The sequence below is a fragment of the Bacteroides muris (ex Fokt et al. 2023) genome (genome assembly GCF_024704895.1).
Classification (GTDB): domain Bacteria; phylum Bacteroidota; class Bacteroidia; order Bacteroidales; family Bacteroidaceae; genus Bacteroides; species Bacteroides muris.
On the sequence record NZ_JAMZEE010000106.1, the window covers coordinates 1 to 989 of the forward strand.

General features: G+C 43.6%; 1 protein-coding gene. It reads right to left on the minus strand.

The genetic code is table 11. The features are described 5' to 3' along the window. Window positions 1-852, minus strand: an 852-nt coding sequence (locus tag M1B78_RS18430; RefSeq protein WP_257941493.1) for an IS110 family transposase, incomplete at its 3' end; no start/stop codon positions are given. Window positions 853-989: the final 137 nt, after the last annotated feature.

Genomic DNA, 989 nt, shown 5'->3' on the forward strand with positions numbered 1-989 from the left:
GTTTGTTGCTTTTTCAAACGGTTTCATGTCAGCCCCAGTCTCCGCAATTATAGCCGAAGCGGCGCGTTCTTTAACACCGGGGATGCTCTGTAGACGTTTGAATTGTTTCGGGAAGTGTTCCTGGCACATGGAAATGAGAGCATTCCTGCATTCTTCGATTTGTCGCTCGATTACCCCTATAAGCTCTGCGTATTGCTTTAACAAACAGATGTCTGCCTGGTGAAAGTCACCCGTTACGGCATCCTTTATAATGTTGCGTCCGTATTTCCGTAGGTTTTTTCCATGAATGAGTTTCACCAGCTCCTCAGGGTCTGTTATCCCGGTTATTATTGCACGGACGCACTTCTGATAGCTTTTTCCATTGACTCGGGAGACATAGTTACTTAACCGGAAGCCACATCGCTGTAAAGCAGCGTCCTGTTTATTGCTGTTATACGTCAGGTCCTCATTCAGGTCGAAGATGCGACGGTTATACTTGCGCATGTCCTGCACTGTCTTATCTGGCACAAAACTTCCACGAATCAGATTCTTCAACAAGCATTCCGCTATCCATTGGGCATCCTTCACATCACTCTTGCGACCGGGAAGCTGCTTTATAAAATAAGGATTTACCAATTTGAGAGACATACTCTCGCACAAGGCATTCCACACAGGGACCCAATAGGTTGAAGTGCTTTCCATTGCTGCCTCTGTCACCCCATGAGAAACCATCTCGGAACACATAAGTTCTAAATCAGGAGTCAATGTACCATAAACTTTTGCAAAAATAACGGCCTCTGTATTATCCATCACACAGAGATAAATTGTATCTTTGTGGACATCAAGGCCGGCCACGATTCTGTCTTTGTCCATATTTGAGATTTTTTAGTTACACTCCTTAAATATAGGACATTCGTAACAATTAAACGAAGTATGAAGCAGAGTTTCAGGGTTGGCCTCGGTTTTTATTGTGCCGGTGTAGAAAAACTCGATTTTTCTATATAATTTTG